The organism is Pantoea sp. Ft-CA_14, assembly GCF_024520875.1.
GTDB lineage: Bacteria > Pseudomonadota > Gammaproteobacteria > Enterobacterales > Enterobacteriaceae > Pantoea > Pantoea agglomerans.
Genome location: NZ_JALNPM010000012.1, coordinates 128,115 through 146,672 on the forward strand (window position 1 = coordinate 128,115; position 18,558 = coordinate 146,672).

Annotated in this window: 18 protein-coding genes and 1 pseudogene; 7 read left to right on the forward strand and 12 right to left on the reverse strand. The window is 52.3% G+C overall.

Annotated elements, in window-relative coordinates; all coding sequences use genetic code 11:
* The first annotated feature begins 504 nt into the window (after positions 1-504).
* The gene (locus tag NR195_RS17440) at positions 505-975 is read left to right on the forward strand and encodes an SgcJ/EcaC family oxidoreductase (RefSeq protein ID WP_033770116.1); all 471 of its coding nucleotides are present in this window, start codon (positions 505-507) and stop codon (positions 973-975) included.
* Between the two features lie 294 nt (positions 976-1,269).
* On the opposite strand, the gene NR195_RS17445 is transcribed toward NR195_RS17440, so the two are convergent.
* From NR195_RS17445 to ssuD, 6 genes are all read right to left on the reverse strand, one after another.
* Entirely contained in the window at positions 1,270-2,487 is a 1,218-nt protein-coding gene (locus tag NR195_RS17445) for a monooxygenase (protein WP_256844768.1), read from the reverse strand.
* Positions 2,480-3,940, reverse strand: coding sequence for an MFS transporter (locus NR195_RS17450; RefSeq protein ID WP_033781082.1), 1,461 nt, complete (start codon positions 3,938-3,940; stop codon positions 2,480-2,482). Before NR195_RS17450 ends, NR195_RS17445 begins: the two co-directional genes overlap by 8 nt.
* A 152-nt stretch (positions 3,941-4,092) precedes the next feature.
* Positions 4,093-4,230, reverse strand: coding sequence for a hypothetical protein (locus NR195_RS17455; protein ID WP_163641609.1), 138 nt, complete (start codon positions 4,228-4,230; stop codon positions 4,093-4,095).
* 68 nt (positions 4,231-4,298) lie between these two features.
* Positions 4,299-5,708, reverse strand: a complete 1,410-nt coding sequence (locus NR195_RS17460) for an LLM class flavin-dependent oxidoreductase (RefSeq protein WP_256844769.1) — start codon at positions 5,706-5,708, stop codon at positions 4,299-4,301.
* Positions 5,709-5,776: 68 nt separating this feature from the next.
* Positions 5,777-7,189, reverse strand: a complete 1,413-nt coding sequence (locus NR195_RS17465; protein ID WP_256844770.1) for an FAD/NAD(P)-binding protein — start codon at positions 7,187-7,189, stop codon at positions 5,777-5,779.
* A gap of 19 nt (positions 7,190-7,208) precedes the next feature.
* Positions 7,209-8,381 carry an FMNH2-dependent alkanesulfonate monooxygenase gene (gene ssuD, locus NR195_RS17470; protein WP_158132463.1) on the reverse strand — a complete coding sequence of 391 codons (1,173 nt, stop codon included), beginning with the start codon at positions 8,379-8,381 and terminating at the stop codon, positions 7,209-7,211.
* A gap of 274 nt (positions 8,382-8,655) precedes the next feature.
* Here ssuD and NR195_RS17475 point away from each other — a divergent pair, with 274 nt between their 5' ends.
* Positions 8,656-10,545 carry a sigma-54-dependent Fis family transcriptional regulator gene (locus tag NR195_RS17475; RefSeq protein WP_050680244.1) on the forward strand — a complete coding sequence of 630 codons (1,890 nt, stop codon included), beginning with the start codon at positions 8,656-8,658 and terminating at the stop codon, positions 10,543-10,545.
* Between the two features lie 95 nt (positions 10,546-10,640).
* Positions 10,641-11,591, forward strand: coding sequence for a sulfonate ABC transporter substrate-binding protein (locus NR195_RS17480; RefSeq protein ID WP_033786327.1), 951 nt, complete (start codon positions 10,641-10,643; stop codon positions 11,589-11,591).
* 314 nt (positions 11,592-11,905) lie between these two features.
* Here the strand turns inward: NR195_RS17480 and yahO are convergent, their stop codons facing one another.
* The 3 genes from yahO to NR195_RS17495 form a co-directional block, all read right to left on the reverse strand.
* Positions 11,906-12,175 carry a DUF1471 family periplasmic protein YahO gene (yahO, locus tag NR195_RS17485; RefSeq protein ID WP_010257103.1) on the reverse strand — a complete coding sequence of 90 codons (270 nt, stop codon included), beginning with the start codon at positions 12,173-12,175 and terminating at the stop codon, positions 11,906-11,908.
* Between the two features lie 275 nt (positions 12,176-12,450).
* Entirely contained in the window at positions 12,451-13,587 is a 1,137-nt protein-coding gene (locus NR195_RS17490; protein WP_122459968.1) for an HlyD family secretion protein, read from the reverse strand.
* A gap of 1 nt (position 13,588) precedes the next feature.
* The gene (locus tag NR195_RS17495) at positions 13,589-13,915 is read right to left on the reverse strand and encodes a DUF3302 domain-containing protein (protein ID WP_010257107.1); all 327 of its coding nucleotides are present in this window, start codon (positions 13,913-13,915) and stop codon (positions 13,589-13,591) included.
* Positions 13,916-14,509: 594 nt separating this feature from the next.
* Between NR195_RS17495 and pqiB the strand changes: the two genes are divergently transcribed.
* From pqiB to NR195_RS17510, 3 genes are all read left to right on the forward strand, one after another.
* Positions 14,510-16,162 (forward strand): intermembrane transport protein PqiB, encoded by a 1,653-nt coding sequence (gene pqiB, locus NR195_RS17500; RefSeq protein ID WP_256844771.1) that lies wholly within the window; start codon positions 14,510-14,512, stop codon positions 16,160-16,162.
* Positions 16,163-16,302: 140 nt separating this feature from the next.
* Entirely contained in the window at positions 16,303-16,554 is a 252-nt protein-coding gene (locus tag NR195_RS17505; RefSeq protein ID WP_039387444.1) for a type II toxin-antitoxin system Phd/YefM family antitoxin, read from the forward strand.
* Positions 16,551-16,838, forward strand: a complete 288-nt coding sequence (locus NR195_RS17510) for a type II toxin-antitoxin system RelE/ParE family toxin (protein WP_010257115.1) — start codon at positions 16,551-16,553, stop codon at positions 16,836-16,838. Before NR195_RS17505 ends, NR195_RS17510 begins: the two co-directional genes overlap by 4 nt.
* A gap of 269 nt (positions 16,839-17,107) precedes the next feature.
* Here NR195_RS17510 and NR195_RS17515 read toward each other — a convergent pair whose 3' ends face one another.
* The 3 genes and pseudogenes from NR195_RS17515 to NR195_RS17525 all read right to left on the reverse strand — a co-directional run.
* Complete coding sequence (locus NR195_RS17515) at positions 17,108-17,398, reverse strand: helix-turn-helix domain-containing protein (protein ID WP_022624282.1); 291 nt, start codon at positions 17,396-17,398, stop codon at positions 17,108-17,110.
* Positions 17,395-17,727, reverse strand: a complete 333-nt coding sequence (locus NR195_RS17520) for a type II toxin-antitoxin system RelE/ParE family toxin (protein ID WP_256844780.1) — start codon at positions 17,725-17,727, stop codon at positions 17,395-17,397. Before NR195_RS17520 ends, NR195_RS17515 begins: the two co-directional genes overlap by 4 nt.
* Positions 17,728-17,846: 119 nt before the next feature.
* Positions 17,847-18,122 (reverse strand): annotated as a pseudogene (locus tag NR195_RS17525) (SAM-dependent DNA methyltransferase); the annotation flags it as partial.
* 177 nt (positions 18,123-18,299) lie between these two features.
* Here NR195_RS17525 and NR195_RS17530 point away from each other — a divergent pair.
* Complete coding sequence (locus NR195_RS17530) at positions 18,300-18,491, forward strand: hypothetical protein (protein ID WP_233267992.1); 192 nt, start codon at positions 18,300-18,302, stop codon at positions 18,489-18,491.
* The last annotated feature ends 67 nt before the right edge of the window (positions 18,492-18,558 follow it).

Sequence of the window (18,558 nt, forward strand, 5' to 3'; positions counted from 1 at the left end):
AGCAGGAGCATCAAAATAGAGATGTTGAAAAATGGCAGACTACGTTAATTAGTTAGTCAGTTAAATTAATAACTCATAAAAAGGTTCCATATAACACTGCTCACAGGCAATATCCTTTTAAAATTTTTATAGAGTACATAAATTAAACACAACTTCCCGATATTACGTTCATAGTTCTGAACAGGCGACATGTCATTTACGCTACCAAAAGAGACCCAGGCATTAACCCTCAGAACAAAAAACTAAATACCAGCTTATCGCCGATTTAAATACCAGACAGCACTTCCTTTCATCTATCTTGTTCCCCTGCATATCAAAAGCGTCGATAAGTATATGCATCAGCTTTTTAATCGAATAAAGCGGCTAATGTATTTGTCGCAGCAGTCTTATTCTGGCTGATCAGCCGGATTAAAACGTATTAACGAGTTATACACATTTTATGGCGGCGTCTGGAAGAACGCACAGAACGTCGGCTTCACCCAGGGTAAATATGAGGATGTTTTCATGAAAAAAACGTTATTATCGCTGTGCCTTTTAGGTCTTTCCTGCGCCCCTGTTGTTACGCAGGCACAACAGTCTGTGACCTGTGTCAGAGCCTCAGAGCAGGATGTGGCCAACCTTTTTGACGCCTGGAATGACTCTCTGGCAACCGGTGATGCAACAAAAGTCTCTGAATTATATGTCAGCGATGCCGTTTTGCTGCCGACCATTTCAAATCAGGTACGTCTGACCGATCAGGAACGTATCGATTATTTTAAAGATTTCCTGAAAAAAGGGCCGAGCGGTAAAATTGATTCCCGGACTATCAGAATCGGTTGTAATAAAGCGATTGATACCGGCGTTTATACATTTACTTTTAAAGATAACACGCACGTCACAGCACGTTACACCTTCACTTATGTCTGGGATGGTAAGGGCTGGAAAATCTCAACCCATCACTCTTCAGCTATGCCAGAGCCTGTAAGCAAGCCTTAACAGACGCGCTGATGAAAAAAGAGCCAGCGTCATGATGTGATGCTGGCTCTTTTCCCTTTACGCAAAAATAAACGTTCGGGCTTGAAGATAATAATGCCTGACTCATACTTAATAAATGGCAATTAATATCCTTTGCATTTAGCGTGTCTGTTTCCTGTATCACGGACAGTATAAGTGTTATTAAATGGCCAGCGTCAGTTTCTCATCCGAATAAACTGAAATCTGTCGATTTGGTGCTTCCATTGCAGGCTGATCAATTCCCAAACGCAAATATCTGCCCATGAAACAGCGGTTTTATACGCCATTTCCATTGCCTATCTGCCAGATAAAGGTCGGATCGGTACCGTTCACCTCCCAGTCCCCCACGTTACGTAGCTTGTAGATCACCGGATTGTGCGACGACACCGTTCGTGCATTACGCCAGTGCCGGTCGAGTGCCTTGCTGACTCGGGTATCAGATGCACCCAGCGCATTGAAGAATTCTGTTGCCGCACGCGTCACCAGCTCAACGGCCACCACCTGTGCCTGAGCGGACTCTACTTCGGCCAGCACGTTTGCCGCATGAAGCTGTGCCTCATCTGCGCCACTCAGTTGCAGCTCAAATGCCCGCTGCAACGAGTGGGTCGCCCGGTCGACGGCGGCTTCGGCTGCCCATGCCCAGCTACTTATCTGACCAATCACCTGCAACACCTGCACATCCTGCTTCACCTGCGGCGCATTACCGTGGCTGTAAATACGCTTACGCTGCGCCACGCCCTGAGCAGCATCGCGCACCACCGCCCGCCCGATGCCCGCCAGCGTGGCCAGTAAGACATGCTGATAGAATGCCGTCTGATAGCGGAAACGCTCACTGAAATCATAGACATGGGGCAGTTCAACCCGGGCCTGATGAAAGCGCGTCGTACCACTGCCGGTCAGTCGCTGCCCGAAGCCATCCCAGTCATCATCGCGCTCCACCTCATTCTGGTGGGTGTTCACCAGGGCAATCACGTCACGACCGTTATCCGCGCGCTGAGCATAGACATCAATCCAGTCTGCATAGAGCGTGCCGGTGCTATAGAACTTCTCACCGCTGATCCGCCATCCCCCCTCATCGGGAGAAACCTGAGTATTGACTTCACCCAGCTTCACCGCGCCGATCTCGCTCCAGCCGCTGCCCACCAGCTCACCGTCCACAAAGCGGCGGAACCAGCGACGCCGATCCTCACTGGCTGGCTGGTTCAGGCGATCCTCAATAAATGCGAAGTGCGCACGCAGCGCCTGTGGCAGGTTCGAATCTGCCTCAGCCAGTTCGGTCAGCAGAGCAAATAACTGCGGCAGCGAAACCCCAAAGCCGCCTTCTTCTTTAGGGATACGCAGGGTGCCGAAGCGCGCCGCTTTCAGCCAGCTGATCGGCTCATGCAACAGTGTGCGTTCGGTTTCACGGGCACATGCCCCCTCAGCGATGCGGGCGAACAGCGGCCTGAAATGCTGAACCAGTTCGGCAAATTCGGTACGATTTAATTCAGACATGATCCTCTCCTGAGTCGGGTTGTTCATCGATGTCCTGTCGGGTCGGTTCAAAACGAATGATTAACAGGAAAATAATCGGGATAAGGGCGGCCAGCGAGACAATCCAGAACATATTGGTGCCGTAACGCGCCTGCAAAATTGGCAGAATAAACAGCGCCAGCGCGCTGCCCACACCGGAGAGCGAACGACTAAAGCCGACACCGGTGGCGCGTATGTGGGTCGGGTAGGAGAGCGCCGGATAGATCATCAACTGCGCGCCGGGTCCGAATCCCTCTGCAAAGAGCCACAAACCCAGCATCAGCACCGCAAACACCACGCCAGCTGTCGCCTGGGGATGACCAATCAATGCCAGCGAAATCAGCGCGATAAACTGCAGCGCAAATCCGGCGATTGCGACATGCCGTGAGGGAAATTTCCACGCCAGTCGCATCCCCAACAGCCCGCCGGTAAAGGCGAACAACGCATTCAGTCCCAGCGAGGCAGAGATAGTTTCAAATACGCCCGCGCCGAGAAATTGCGCCAGGATAGAGGGCAGGAAGAAAGCGATGGCGGTGTATTCAAATGAAATACAGACGTTCATCACCGCACTGACGACCGTGCGCTCCAGATAAGGCTTCTGAAACAGTACGCGGAAACGCACTTTCGGCTTCGCTTTCACCGCATCGGTTTTCGCGGGCGGCTCCTCATGCGCAACAATGCCGTAAGAGTCACGCAGAATACGCACCGCACCGCTCAGGTCGCCCTGATTCGCCGCCCACAGCGGTGACTCATTCATAAACTTACTGCGCACCGCAATAATCAGTAGCGCCGGTACGGCGCCAAACAGCAGCGAGGCGCGCCACAGCCAGTCGATATGTTCGGCGGGCAGCAGGAAATAGAGTGCAAAAATAATAAAGAAGCAGGCAGACGAAGCGGCATACCACATCGGGCACCAGGCTGCGAGGCGCGATGCTTTATTGCCCTTGCCGGAGAACTTAGAGAATTCTGCCAGATAGGCCATGGCAACCGGCAGATCGATCCCGACGCCGATGCCCATCAGAAAACGGGCACCAATCAACACCCAGACGTTGGGGGCCAGACCTGCCGCAATGGCGGAGACGACAAAAAACAGCATGTCCGCCATAAACACTGAGTAACGGCCATATTTATCGGTCAGCCAGCCGCCGACCAGATTACCCACAATGGTGCCGATCATGATTGACGACGTCACCAGGCCCGTGAGTACCGGGGTTAAACCAAACTCCTTCACCACATCATCAATGCCGTAGGAGAGGGTAGTGAGATCGTAGGCATCAAGAAACACGCCGCCCAGCGCCAGGAAAACAATCCAGCGCGCATAGCTGTTTTTTTCGGTGTTACTGTTGATCAGCCGGGCCACATCACTCACCGATCGAACCGGTTGAGAGTGAGGCGGTGGCGCAGTTAAGGTGTTGTCAATTTCTAATGTACTCATCGTATCCTCGTTATTATATTCAGCAGGTAACGAGGGTTTTATATGAATTACTGGCATAGTTAACAACCAACAAAATCAGATAACTATTATAATTAATTCAATAAGATAGATTTATATTTCGCCCACACCAGACCCCGCATGAAATATAAAATTCATCCGGTAGCGTTCAGCGAAATGTTGTTTTTATACTGCTGAAACGGATGAGGTTTCAGCAGCACATGGCAGACCGGTTCAGCAACGGTTAACAGCAATGACCGGTCCGGTAATGCCTGTCCATCTACCGGCGACAAGACGTACTCTTGTTTCTTTGCACTTTGCTATGCGCCGGTTATTCATGCCGGGCAGCCAGCCGTCTCTGTTATGAAACTTCCACCCTTGCTGCTGGCTGTTCCACATGCGCACTCCGGCGATAACCGGCACCCGGATGCGGCAACGCCAGCCGCGGCCCCTGGCCAAATAACTTTTCACGCAGCGTGCCGGGCTGATACTCCTGCTTGTAGACGCCACGCTTTTGCAGTTCCGGCACCAGCAGTTCCACCACGTCAGTAAAGGTTTCGTGCGTTACGGCGTAGGCGAGGTTAAAACCATCGACGTCTGTCTCTTCGACCCAGCTTTGCAGCTCATCGGCCACCGTTTCGGCGCTGCCCACCAGCAGCGGACCAAATCCGCCAATGCCCACCCAGTCTGCCAGGCCCTGCACCGTCCATTGGCGGTTGGGATCGGCAGTGGAGAATGTCTCAATTGCCGACTGAATCGCATTGGTGTGCAGATGTTTCAGTACCTGATCCGGCTGATACTGCCCGAAATCAATGCCGGTCCAGCCTGAGATCAGCGCCAGCGCGCCTTCGTAACTGACATAGCGTTTGTACTCCTGCCATTTGGCCTGCGCCGCCAGGTCGGTTTCACCCACAATGACTGTCTGCAGGTTGAAGATCAGTATGGAGCGGGGATCGCGTCCCGCTTCAGCGGCTCTCCGGCGAATATCCGTCACGGTTTTCTTCAGCAGAACTTTCGAAGGTGCCGCCACGAACACGCATTCGGCATGCTCCGCCGCAAACGCTTTACCGCGGCTGGAGGCGCCCGCCTGATATAGTACCGGCGTGCGCTGCGGCGAAGGTTCACACAGATGGATGCCGGGCACCTGGAAGAATTTACCCTGATGATTAATCGGATGGATTTTATTCGGGTCGCTGAAAATATGGCGTTCACGATCGCGCAGGACCGCGCCATCTTCCCAGCTTCCCTCCAGCAGCTTATAGATAACCTGCAGATATTCATCGGCATAGTCGTAGCGCGCATCGTGGTCGGTCTGGGCCTGATGTCCGATATTACGCGCACCGCTTTCCAGATAGGAGGTCACAATATTCCAGCCAATGCGGCCTTTGGTCAGATGATCCAGCGTCGAGATCCGTCGCGCAAACGGGTAGGGGTGTTCAAACGACAGTGAGGCGGTCAGGCCAAAGCCCAGATGTTCCGTCACCAGCGCCATTGGCGTGATTAACGCCAGCGGATCGTTTACCGGCACCTGCGTGGCGTGCCGAATCGCGGCCTGGTTATTACCGTTGAGCACGTCGTAGACCCCAAGCACGTCAGCAATAAACAGTCCATCAAACCTGCCACGCTCCAGCAGGCGTGCTAAGTCGGTCCAGTACTCCAGATCTTTGTACTGCCAGGAACGATCCCGGGGATGCGCCCATAAGCCGGGCGATTGATGACCGACACAGTTCATATCGAAAGCATTCAGGCGAATTTCACGTTGCGATGACATAGCGACTCCTGGGCGGATGCGGCAATCGCTTGCCGCCCACCTTTTAGTGATTGTTCCGGTAGGGTGATTCAGTAGATGAGTGAGCCGGGACATCGCTCGCTGATGGGCAGCGGCGTGGTGGAGAGTAGCTGCCGTGCTACGGACTCAGCGTGTTCTGCAACCTGCGGTAATCCCATGAGTTCGCCAAAGCGACCACGCGCGGCAGGCCCGGCCACATAGAGATGAGGATTGGCATCACCCTGCGCATTCAGCGTCTGTGACAGCGCGTTAACCTGGATGCCCAGCGCCAGCGGGTCGGGCTGAATCACGCCGTCGCCGTGGAGCTGGCGCAGCAGCGCGTTGCTTTTAAGCAGTGCGTTGTGCGCTGGCCCGGTGGTGACAATCACTTTATCCACCTCCCGGATTTCTGATTGCGCTCCACGCAGGCGCAGCGTCAGCTGAAGATTGTTTCCCATCGCTTCCGCGCCCATCAGCCGCGCCGCCAGCAGTGACAACTGACCGCTCGCCTGCTGCTGGTTGAGAATCTGGCTTACCTGCGGGGCAATCCGGTAGCGGTGAACATCCCACCAGGGGCGAAGATGGTGCAGAAAACGCTGCTGCTCATGCAGTGAAAGGCTCTGCCAGATACGCTGGCCGTTACGGCGGATATCATCCAGCACCAGCTGCCAGGGCAGATTTAACGCGGCTGCCTGTTTTACCTCCTGACGCACCCGATGTAACCAGCCACGTGCGCTGGCGGGCTGCGGCTGACTGTAATCCAGGGTGTAGCTCTCATCGCTGCCGCTCAGGTTGGCTCGCGGCAGCTGTCCACGGCGTGAGAAGGCGGTAATCTCTCCGCGATGCTGCTGGCGATGCAGCGATGCCACCACATCGGACATGGTCAGGCCTGAACCGATAATCGCTACCCGATCATCAGGTGCGATCTGTGACAACGCGCCATTCTGCCAGGGATTGGCAATCAACCCGCGATGCCCCTGTAAGGGCTTCAGCAGTGCGGGCAGGTCCGGCGGTGGATGGCTGATGGCCAGCGCCACCTGATCGGCCCGGATCTTCTGCCCTGAGGCTGTGGTCACTACACCATCCTGCAGCGCAACCGCGCTATCACGCAGATGACTAAGTTTTACCGGCGAATGCTGCTGCTGATGCACAAACTGCGCATTGACCCAGCGACCAAACTCCCCGCGTTGCGGGTAGACATTGCCGTCACGCCACAACGCGTCCGGGTCGGCCTGAAAGGCGGGCGATGCGCGATAGTCGCGGTCAAATATGCCCTCCTCATCCCCAGCGAGCTGCATTCTGGCCGCTGGCACATTGATGCGGTGGGCCGGATCGGTAGTGCCGTATGCCACACCCTGAGCAAGCTGCGCTCGTGGTTCAATCACCGTCACGTGCAACCCTGCCTGGCCAGCCCGGGCCAGATGGATCGCCAGCGCGGTGCCGGTAAAACCACCGCCGATAATGACTATCTGCTGCTGTGACATAAGCGAACCTTCTCTTCTGTTAACTGGCGCTGGCCTGTTTATCAGGACGACGGTCGCCGCCAATGGTTTCACCAAAAGGACCGGTGTTCACGCTGCGCTGTTTCTTTTCGGCGTTGGCAGCCAGCGGTAACAGCGGCATCACCAGTTCAGCGAAACGGTGCGCCTCTTCAAGGTGCGGATAGCCGGAGAAAATAAAGTTCTCGATCCCCAGCGCCTGATACTCCCGGATGCGATCGGCTACCTGCTGCGGACTCCCCACCAGCGCAGTACCCGCACCGCCGCGCACCAGGCCGACGCCTGCCCAGAGATTGGGGCCAATGCGCAGGCTGTCTCGCGAGCCCTGATGCAGCGCGCTCATCCGCGCCTGTCCGGCTGAGTCCATGCGGGCAAAGATCTTCTGCGCGGCGGCAATGGTCTCTTCATCCAGATGAGAAATCAGCCGATCGGCCGCCGCCCAGGCTTCCTCTTCGGTTTCACGGACAATGACATGCAGCCGGATGCCGTAGGAGAGGCTACGGCCACTCTCCTGCGCCCGCTGACGAACCACCGCCAGTTTTTCCGCTACCTGTTCAACCGGCTCACCCCACGTCAGATAAGTGTCGATCTGATTCGCCGCAACGTCGATAGCGGCATCAGACGAGCCACCAAAATAGAGCGGTGGGCCATTTTCCTGCACCGGCGGAAAGAGAATCTCAGCGCCTTCCACGCGGATATGCTCGCCCGAAAAATCGACCTTCTCGCCTTTCAGCAGGCGGGAGTAGACCTCAAGAAACTCTCTGGTCACCTGATAGCGCTCTTCATGACTCAGAAAGATGCCGTCACCTTTGTTCTCCACCGGATCGCCACCCGTGACCACGTTAATCAATAAACGTCCGCCAGAAAGCCGATCCAGCGTAGCCGCCATACGCGCCGCCAGGCTTGGCGGTTGCAGGCCAGGACGTACGGCTACTAAATAGCGCAGCTTTTTGGTGATCGGTGCCAGTGCAGAGGCGACCAGCCAGGAATCCTCGCAGCTCTTACCGGTCGGGATTAATACACCGTAGTAGCCCAGATTATCTGCCGCCAGCGCAACCTGCTGTAAATAGGGTAAATCGACTGCTCTGCCGCCTTCGGTGGTGCCAAGATAGCGCCCATCGCCATGGGTGGGCAGAAACCAGAAAAGGTTGAGGTTTTCCTGTGTCGCATGACTCATTAGCAGATTCCTTTATAACGATATTTGAATTTAATACATAGGCATAAATTCTTTAGTTATATAGCTTTTAGCAGGATGCGTGCCAGTCTGCTACTTAATATTTATCTCATTAATTCAACGATATATTCATAATTTCGCTTGATGCATATTGCTGCATTTGCGACAGGTAAAGTTACAGCCTGCTGCATTGGCAACAATCCGGTCCGGTTAGCCTCTCGTTTCCGCGTTAGCCACGCGGTATGGTCATGGCTTTCCAGTTAACCCGGTAAATGAGATGCAAATTACCAGCCCTGAGTTGATTGACCCCGCATCGCGCGCCTTTAAAAGCGTGCTGGATCAGCTTGCGCCTACCGACGCGACGGTGCTGATCATTGGTGAAACCGGCACCGGCAAAGAGGTGATGGCGCGCTATCTGCATCATCACAGCGCCCGCAGCAGACAGCCATTTCTGGCGGTCAACTGCGGTGCCCTCACTGAGAGTCTGGCGGAGTCGGAGCTCTTTGGTCATGAGAAAGGGGCATTTACCGGCGCACAGGATCGGCATCGCGGCTGGTTTGAGGCGGCAGAGGGCGGGACGCTGCTGCTGGATGAAGTCGGTGAACTGAGCGCGTCGCTGCAGGTAAAGCTGCTGCGCGTGCTGCAGGAACGCGAGATTACCCGTGTGGGTTCCTCCCGGGCTGTAAAGGTCAATGTGCGGGTCATTGCGGCCACCAACCGCGACCTGGCGGTGGCGATTCGTGAACGGCGCTTCCGGGAAGACCTTTACTACCGGCTGAATGTGGCCAGCGTCACGCTGCCGCCGCTGCGCCAGCGATGCGAAGATATCCCGGTGCTGGCCACTCACTTCCTGCAGCTCTATGCGCGCCGTCTGGGCCGACCTCAGTTACGTCTCAGTGAAGATGCTGTCGCCACGCTGATGGACTACAGCTGGCCGGGCAACATTCGCGAGCTGGAGAACACCCTGCATAATGCCGTCCTGCTCAGCAAAACCTCGCTGGTCACGCCGCAGCAGCTCCGGCTGAATAACCTCACGGGTAGCGAGTTACCACCGGGAGAGGAGGCGCTGGATCAGTTTTTACGGCAGCAGATGCAGCAGAGCGAAACACCGCTCTATCCCCGGGTGATTGAGGCGCTGATAAAGAATGCGCTGGAACTCACTCAGGGCAATCAACTGCAGGCCGCCGCGCTGCTTGGCATCAGTCGTCATACGCTGCGCACCCAACTGGGCCATCTGGGGGTGATTAAACCGCGCCGCACTTCACTGCGTCAGCGCGACACTTCTCTGAATCAGCAGCCCGAACGGGAGCGGGAACTACGCATCGGTTATCAGAAATTTGGCAACCTCGGCATCCTGAAAGCGCGCCAGTCACTGGAACAGCAGCTGGCCGATAGAGGCGTCAGCGTGCTGTGGAGTGAGTTTCCTGCGGGTCCGCAGCTTCTGCATGCGCTGAGCCAACAGGAGATCGATTTCGGCACGACCGGTGAAGTTCCCCCCTTGTTTGCGCAGGCCAGCAACAGCCCGATGGTTTATGTTGCCTGGGAACCCGCTGCGCCGCAGAGCGTGGCACTGCTGGTACCGAACAGCAGCCCGGTTCAGCAGATTGGCGATCTCAGAGGAAAACGCATCGCCGTAAATCGTGGTTCCAACGTTCACTATCTGCTGCTGCAGATTCTGGATGAAGCGGGTTTAGGGCTGGATGATGTGCGCATCGTCTATGCACCGCCCAAATATCCGCTGACGCCCAGCGATCTCAACGCAGTGGATGCCTGGATGATGTGGGATCCGCTGCTCAGCGATGCAGAGAACAGCGGACAGTTCAGGGTGATCGCTGATGGCACCGGCCGGGTCAATAATCATCAGTTTTACCTTGCCGAACGCGGGTTCGCCGCGCAGTCGGGCGATCTGCTGCAGGTTCTGCTCACCGCGCTGGAGCAGACTGGCCGCTACATCGATGCACACCGTGCTGAAGCCGCTGCGTTGCTCTCAACCGAACTCGGGATATCAGCGCCTTCACTGATGCATGCCTTAGCGCGGCGCAGCCACCAGACCCAGCGCATGAACTTAGCCATCATTCGGGAACAGCAGACCATCGCTGACCGCTTCTATGCACTGGGGCTATTGAGTCGCGCCATTCGGGTACGTGAGTCGGTCTGGCATCCATAGCGTTTTTTTCGCTAAGCATCGAACATTTGATCGCTAAGCGCTTCAACCTGCGTTTGTTATGTTGCGCTGACAACAACCAGACTCAGGAATGAGAGATGAAAAGAGTTTTGCTTAGCGCATTGATTATTGCCGCCCAGGCGGGATTAGCGTTCAACACCCAGGCAGCAGCAGAGAAACCCGAAACAGTTAACATTGGTTTTCAGAAAGCCAATATCTTTGCCCTGTTGAAATATCGCGGCACGCTGGATCAGGAATTTAAAAAACAGGGGATTGCGGTTCACTGGATTGAGTTCCCGGCCGGGCCGCAGATGCTGGAAGGCCTGAACATCGGCAGTATCGATCTGGCCGCAACCGGCGACGCGCCACCGACTTTTGCTCAGGCCGCACAGGCCGATCTGGTTTATCTGGCACATTCTCCCGCCAACCCCAAAACTGAGGCGATTGTGGTGCCCGCCGACTCCCCCATTAAAAGCGTGGCGGATCTCAAAGGCAAACGCGTGGCGCTGAATAAAGGCTCTGACGTTAACTATCTGCTGGTCACTGCGCTGGAACAGGCGGGGCTGAGCTATAAAGACATTACACCGGTCTATCTGCCACCCGCGGATGCGCGTGCCGCTTTCCAGCGCGGTGCAGTGGATGCCTGGGTAATCTGGGATCCTTACTACGCAGAAGTTGAAACCAACGCCCACGCGCGGCTGATTAAAAATGCCGAAGGCCTGGTGCCACACTACACCTTCTATCTTGCCAGCCGTAAGTTTGCGGAAACCTGGCCGCAAATCGCCAGCCAGGTGGTGGATGAGCTTGGGTCGCTAAGTACCTGGGCCAATCAACATCAGGAAGAGGCGGCAAAAATCATGTCCACCTCAACCGGTCTGCCGCAGCCGATCTGGCAACGGGCGCTGGCAAGGATGCCGTTCGGGGCTGAGCGGATGACACCTGAAGTCTTCACGCAGCAGCAGGCTCTGGCCGATAAGTTTACCCAGATTGGTCTGTTACCAGTGAAGGTCGATATCCGCAGTGCAACCTGGTCGCTGGATAAGAAATAGGGGGAGGCGGGCGGCGGCTGATTAGCGGAACCTTCGCCTGACGGCTGATAACGTCATCGCCTGGAGTTAATCAAGTGCAGGCGGATTAGCGTGACGTGTTATCCGCGCTTCAGCCTGGGCAGATAAGGTCCTGTCACCGACGTTCAGCTCATCCTCGCTGAAAACGGTTTAAAGTCCTGATGGTGCTGTAAGAAAGATGCCCTTCACGTTAGTAAAGGGCATCGATTAACCTGTATTAAGAACATATTTCCTGAGGCTCCGAAAAAAATCATCTATTTCAGTCTGTATTTCAGACAGATAGCTTCGTTACTTCGCTATTTTTTCTTGTATACATCAGCGGTACCTTTAATTTTGTTATTCGTATTGGCTGAGGTCAGCACGAACACATCGCCGCCTTTTTTATCGGCCATTTCTGATAGCTCCGCTTTTGCATCTGAAGGGCTGGTCTCACCTGATGTTGAGATATCGCCTATCTTTTCATACTGATCCTTCACTTTCATAAAATCATTCTTTGACATCATTTCGGCAGCAAATGAGCCAAACGATAAAGAGCAAATAACCACACCAAAAATTAATTTTTTCATATGCGTATCCTCGGAATGTTATAAAAGACGATTAGAATTCGTAACTACATTTAAAACATAGCATATTCAATGCAAACAGCTATTTCAAAAGCTTATTTACGATCCTGTTTTGTGATAACCGATCAGTAATTTAATTAACCACCCATCGTGTTTTCAGGGTGATTTCAAATCAGGGCTTATTACAAAGTCAGGCCGCTCATAACTGTTCTGATTAACTTCTTCTGAAAGGGGGCAAACGGTTAATCGATGGAAAGTTAAGGATATATTTATCATCATCAGTGATCCAGGTAGAGGTAATGCACCCAGCTGGTCATTCTCAGCAAAATTTTACGCATGACCGAAACATGCGTGAAGTGGTCAGAATAGACCGCAACCTGCGCAAATATGCCGTCTGGCAATGCATCAACGTCCTGATTTGGGTTTAATTCAATTATAGCTAATACGCCGTCAGAACCTGAAGCAAGGCTCAGTGATTGCACCGTTCCCTGTGCCTGATAAGCTCCGCCTGGAACCACTGGCAAAACTCTGAGCAGTTTTCCTGAGAATACCTGTCCCGGAAGGGCATTAAAAACGACCTCTGCTTCATCTCCCGCCGTGAGGCGAAGCAGGGAATTTTGTCTGAACTGAGCAATGATCTGACGTTTTTGTACAGGAATGAATATCATGACCGGGCGCAGCGGCAGGGCGGCTGCGTAGCTTCCGGGACGGATTAAGACCTGAGTGACATAACCATCACTGGGTGCGCGAACAACCGTCTGATCCAGGTTATACCGGGCTTCTGCTAATTGCGCGCGCAGACTGGCTATCTGGGATTGTTCTCCTCCCGATACACTGTTCAACTGGCTTCTGAGCTGCTCCTGTTCCGCCAGAGAACCTTTTACCAGGGCATCCTGCGCCAGAAATACCTGTCTGGCATTATCAATATCACGTTCGGAGAATGGATTGACTTTTGCCTTACTGCCTTTGAGATAGCGTTGATAGTCCAGAAATAATCTATCCCGCTCAGCAGATACATGGGTTGTGTAGGCAACGGCTTCGCTTAATTGTCCTTTCATCGCTTCAATATTGTTAATAGCGGTGCTCAGGTCGGCTTGTAATCTTTCGACGCGGACCTTATAACGTGTCTGATCCAGGGTGAAGAGCATTTCTCCCTTTTTAATAAGCACTTCTTTTTTATCAGTAACTTCATTTACGACGCCGGTCACTTGTGGGGTAACAGGAATCGCGACAACCGCTTTTTGTGCCAGTGACGTATAGGGATGGTTATAATTCATTAGCAGAATTAGCGCGCTGACCAGAAAAACGCCACCGAGGGCCGCTGTTGGCACTGTCCATTTATTGACGGGTATGCGAAATATTTTAAAAACAGCCCAGGCTATCGCAACGTAGCTTAAAATAATGAGCAGATCCATATCATCGCTCCGGTCGCAGCGGTTTCGAATCAGCCTGTAAACGCTCCAGTTCTGCTACGCGCTGCTGCAGTTCCAGTAATGAAGTGTATTGACTCTGCATCCCCCAGCCGCGCTCAGGACGATAAAGAGTGGCCCAGATCCACAGGAAAGGCCATATGACATGCAGTGTAAACAAACTTACCCAACCTGCGACGTGAATGGCATCGGCATGAGGATGATTACGGGACTTTGCGATTAAATAGGGAATATCATGAAGAACGATAATTCCATAAAAAATAATTATGAAAACGAAGATCAGCATACCCAAAGCAAAATAGTTAAGGAACATAGGTGCCTCTGCTAAATTGGAATGCGAAGTAAAAATTGATCGGCTGCAAGAATATTTCAATTCGTAAAAGAGTTAACCTGACACACCTTGTTGACAGACGCAATACCAGAAAATCATGCTGTGCTCAGGGATTTGAGGCACTCCAGCAATGACGGGGATAAACAATCCTGTTCATTAGTGATGATTTTAGTGGATTTATTACACTTTAAACGCAGGATCATTCCACTTTATTTTGAGTCGCTAACCTCCATGATGTTGGTAACTGATTGATTTGATTTTATTAAAATAACATGACACATTGATCACAGATTTGTATTTTTTAAGCTTTATTTAAAAAAATATCTTTATACTTATTAACCCTCCTGTTCCGAAGTTATTACATACTATCCGATCCATTATTTACTGGAAAATAATGGATCTCCGTTTGATAGTAGATTTTATGATCCTGACTTATCGAAATTTAACGCTTAATGATGAGATTAACTATCATGGCCTCAGGAAAGACGAGCGAATACATAGCTCTGGGATCGAATCCTTCTTCAACAGAACGCCCTGAAAAGTTCAGGTTACTCTGTTCTTACACGAGTCCATACTTTGTCGGATAAGCCGGATAGTGCTCATGTAAACCCCAACAAAAGATGGTCTTCTGTCTGGATCATTCCCTTTGTCACGCTGCTCATCGGTGCCTTTTTATTGTATTACCATAAAAGCCAGCAGGGACCTCTGGTGATTCTGATGACCGAAAACGCACAGGAGATTAAGGCAGGTAAAACCGTAATAAAAAACCGCAACATTGATGTGGGTGTCGTTGAAAGTACCGAGCTTACTGACGATCTTAAGCACGTCGAGATCAAGGTTCGCATGCACACTGGTATGCAAAAACTATTGAACGGCAATAGCGCTTTTTGGGTGGTCAGGCCTGAAATTGGATTCGAGGGGATAACGGGCTTAAGTACCTTGTTCTCAGGCGCCTATATAGCCTTACAGCCAGGTTCTCCGGGGCCAGCGCCGGAACGCTATCGGCTGTCAGATGCGCCTCCCCAGGCCTCACCGAATGCAAACGGGATCAGAATCACGCTTAATAGTCGTGAAGCGGGGCAACTCATGCCGGGCTACCCGGTTCTGTTTCGCGGCCTGCGTGTCGGGTCAGTCGAGAACAGCCGGTTTGATATGGAAAAAAGGATGATGCGTTATCAGGTTTTTATCGCTTCGCCCTTTGATCAGCTTGTCACCTCAAACGTTCGTTTCTGGAAGAATAGTGGGATTGCTGTAGATTTATCCTCATCCGGGATGCGCGTGGAGATGGGGTCCATCACCACATTATTAAGTGGCGGGGTCAGTTTTGACCTGCCTGAAGGCGTGGCCCTGGGCCAGCCGGTTAAGGGCGTAGCAACTTATACTCTTTATGACGATCTGCGAAGCATCGCGAATTCTCGTTATACCGAACACCTCGACTTCGTGATGTTCTTTTCCGATTCTGTTCGCGGACTTCAGGCAGGCGCGCCTGTCGAGTTTCGTGGAATACGCCTGGGGACGGTTGCTCAGGTTCCTTTTAACTCGCCAGAGATAACCCAGAATTTTCGCAGCCATTATGAGGTTCCCGTACTGATTCACATTGAACCCCAGAGATTCATGAGCGGTATGAGGGAAGACTTTGACCTGGAGAAAAAGCTACAGCTGGGTAAAAAACAGGGGTTAAGAGGCTCCCTGAAAACAGGCAGTCTGCTTTCCGGTTCGCTGTTTATCGACTTAGACTATTATGCAAATGTTGCACCCGACAAAGGACCGGATATCGTCGCGGGTTACAAAGTCATCCCCACAACGCCTGGTGGTTTAAACCAGATACAGCAAAAGATTGTGGCTATAGTGGATAAGATGAACAGCCTTCCGCTTCGGCCACTGATTTCAGTTGCGACCGGTACGCTAAAACAAAGTCAGCGCACCATGACAGAAATACAAAAATCGCTCAGGCATATTGATGGATTTATCAGCAGCCCTGCAATGAAAACACTGTCTGAGGATATGCAGCAAAGCCTGCAACAGCTCAGCCGCAGCATAAAAGGTATTCAGCCTGGATCGCCCGTATATCAAAAATTGACGGGGGATATGCAGCGTCTGGACCTTGTGCTCAGAGAATTGCAGCCGCTTCTCAAGACCTTAGATAATAAAAGCAACGCGCTAATTATTCAGGATACTGCAACTGACGATCCTGTTCCTGTCGGCGCGAAAAAGAGAAATGAAAAATAACCCCATCTTCCGGCATTTCAAATGGCTCATTCAGCCTTTGCAGTTCATCAAACATAGCCATTTGTATCTACCGAAAGAGACTGGTTATCAGGTCTTGAGGCTGCTACTATAAAGACCTGTTAAGCAGTCCTGGAGGCTCTATGCCAAACATTATTTTAAGCGATACCAGCGCCAGCGTAAGCGAACTGAAGAAAAACCCGATGGCCACGGTTAATGCAGGTGACGGTTATCCTGTCGCCATTCTTAACCGCAACCAGCCTGCATTCTATTGCGTCCCGGCTGAGCTTTATGAACAGATGCTTGATGCCCTTGACGATCAGGAACTGGTTAAGCTGGTCAGTGAACGCAGCGGCCAGCGTCTGCTTGATGTCGATTTGGATGCGCTTTTGTGAGTTATACCGTCAAATTCAGGGAAGAGGCATTTAAAGAATGGCAGAAGCTGGACAAATCTCTCCAGCAGCAGTTTGCCAAAAAACTGAAGAAATGTTGTGACAATCCCCATATTCCTTCTGCCAGACTACGTGGGATTAAAGACTGCTATAAAATCAAACTCAGAGCGTCCGGGTTTCGCCTGGTTTATCAGGTAATAGACGACCAGCTGGTGATTGCCGTTGTTGCTGTGGGTAAACGCGAGCGCAGCGATGTTTATCATCTTGCCAGTGAAAGGATGCGGTAGGGAGGGAGGGCTGTGTCCGATGAGTATTGACGTAATTCAAGCGATATTGATAATCAGACATCTTATTTAACATAATTAGTATTATGCGCACTTCTGCAGATGGCCAATTTGGTAGTGTCACTTGATAGCAGAGACGTCAAGCTATCAGCGTCAGATGGGAAGGGATGAAGACGGTCAGGTGAAAGGGTATAGCCGGTGCATCAGCACCGGGTTTATCCTGCCCCGAAGGGGCTACCGTCCTGGCAGTTCGCGCGATGCAAAAAGGCAGCTCAAGCTTCCTCTGGTTCGCTTATCTCAATACTGGTTATGTGCAGTCCGGCATGTGACATCATGCTGACCAGCTTATCAATTGAAAAGCAGTTGATCCGACCTCCTGCCAGCTCGGACACTCTGGGCTGTGAAACGCCCAGCGCAGCAGCAGCAGTGGCCTGATTCAGGCCATTACGTTTAATCCAGCTATTCAGGCGGCCTACTAACTCGGCGCGGAGTTTCATATTTTCCGCCTGCTCTGGCGTTTCGCTAAGAGCGTCCCACACATTATCAAAAGTCTGAATATTCATTTTTTACGCTCCTCAACCAATCGGCGATAACGATTTCGGGCAAGTTCTACGTCACTCTGGCTGGTCTTTTGTGTCTTTTTCTGGAAACAGTGCAGCACATACACGGCTTCTTCAAATTTGGCGACATACATGATCCGGAAAATGCCGTCATTACCCCGGATTCGGATTTCACGTGCTCCCTGACCTACCGTAGCAAAATGCTTCCAGTCGTCCGGCTCCAGTCCCTGCTGGATCAGGTCAAACTGATACCCTGATGCGGTCCGGGCCTCTTCCGGGAAAGCCCGTAGATCCTCAAGACTGCTGTCAATAAAACTGATTTTCTTACGCATCATCACCTCATTATACGAAATTTCGTATATTGTGCAATTTCTGCATTACTCATGCACCCCATACAAACCCGTAACCACTGCTTCCCTACCATGTAGTTTCCTGCTGTTTTGTCCATGGCCTACATTGCTCTGATAAAATCCAGCATCGCCTTGATCCGGCGCTGGCTTTTGAGACGTTCTTCAAAATCGTTGAGATAGTAAGCCGGTGTATAGCGCACCCGGTTAAACTCCAGCGTCAGCGTATTACCGGTGACAACCTCGGCTGCAATGCCCAGCAGGGAAAGCTGTATAAACGCCATATCCACCGTGACAGGATCAATATCAAATCAACTGACGGACATCTGAACTGATGGATTAAATCCGGCTTCAATCAGGCAATCTGCATAAGGTAGCATCGGTCATGTGGGTGTAATTAAGCAGGCGGAAGTAACGCACACCGATACAGGCATAAATGTCCGTTATCCCGCCGCAGTACATTTCTGCAAACATGAACGTTTCACAGTCCCCGTTCTCATTGCATGCCTGTTTCAGCGGATAGAGTCTCTCCAGCGCATCAGTAAGCGATGAAGGAGATGGGCAAGCCCGTCTCAGAGTGCATGATGGTGGCTGCGCATGGCTGGGATGTGGGTGGAGCAAAACGTGCAGGCATGAAAACTGCATTTGTTACCCGCAAAGGGCAGGCACTGTATCCGCTGGCGCCTGTGCCTGATCTGATCGTCAGCGATATTGGCGAGCTGGCTGCAAAGATAAAACCGCTTTGCTGACCCGCCGTTTACCGCAAATACTTTAATGCCGCGAGAGTTACTCGCTGCCCAAAAACGCTAATAAAAG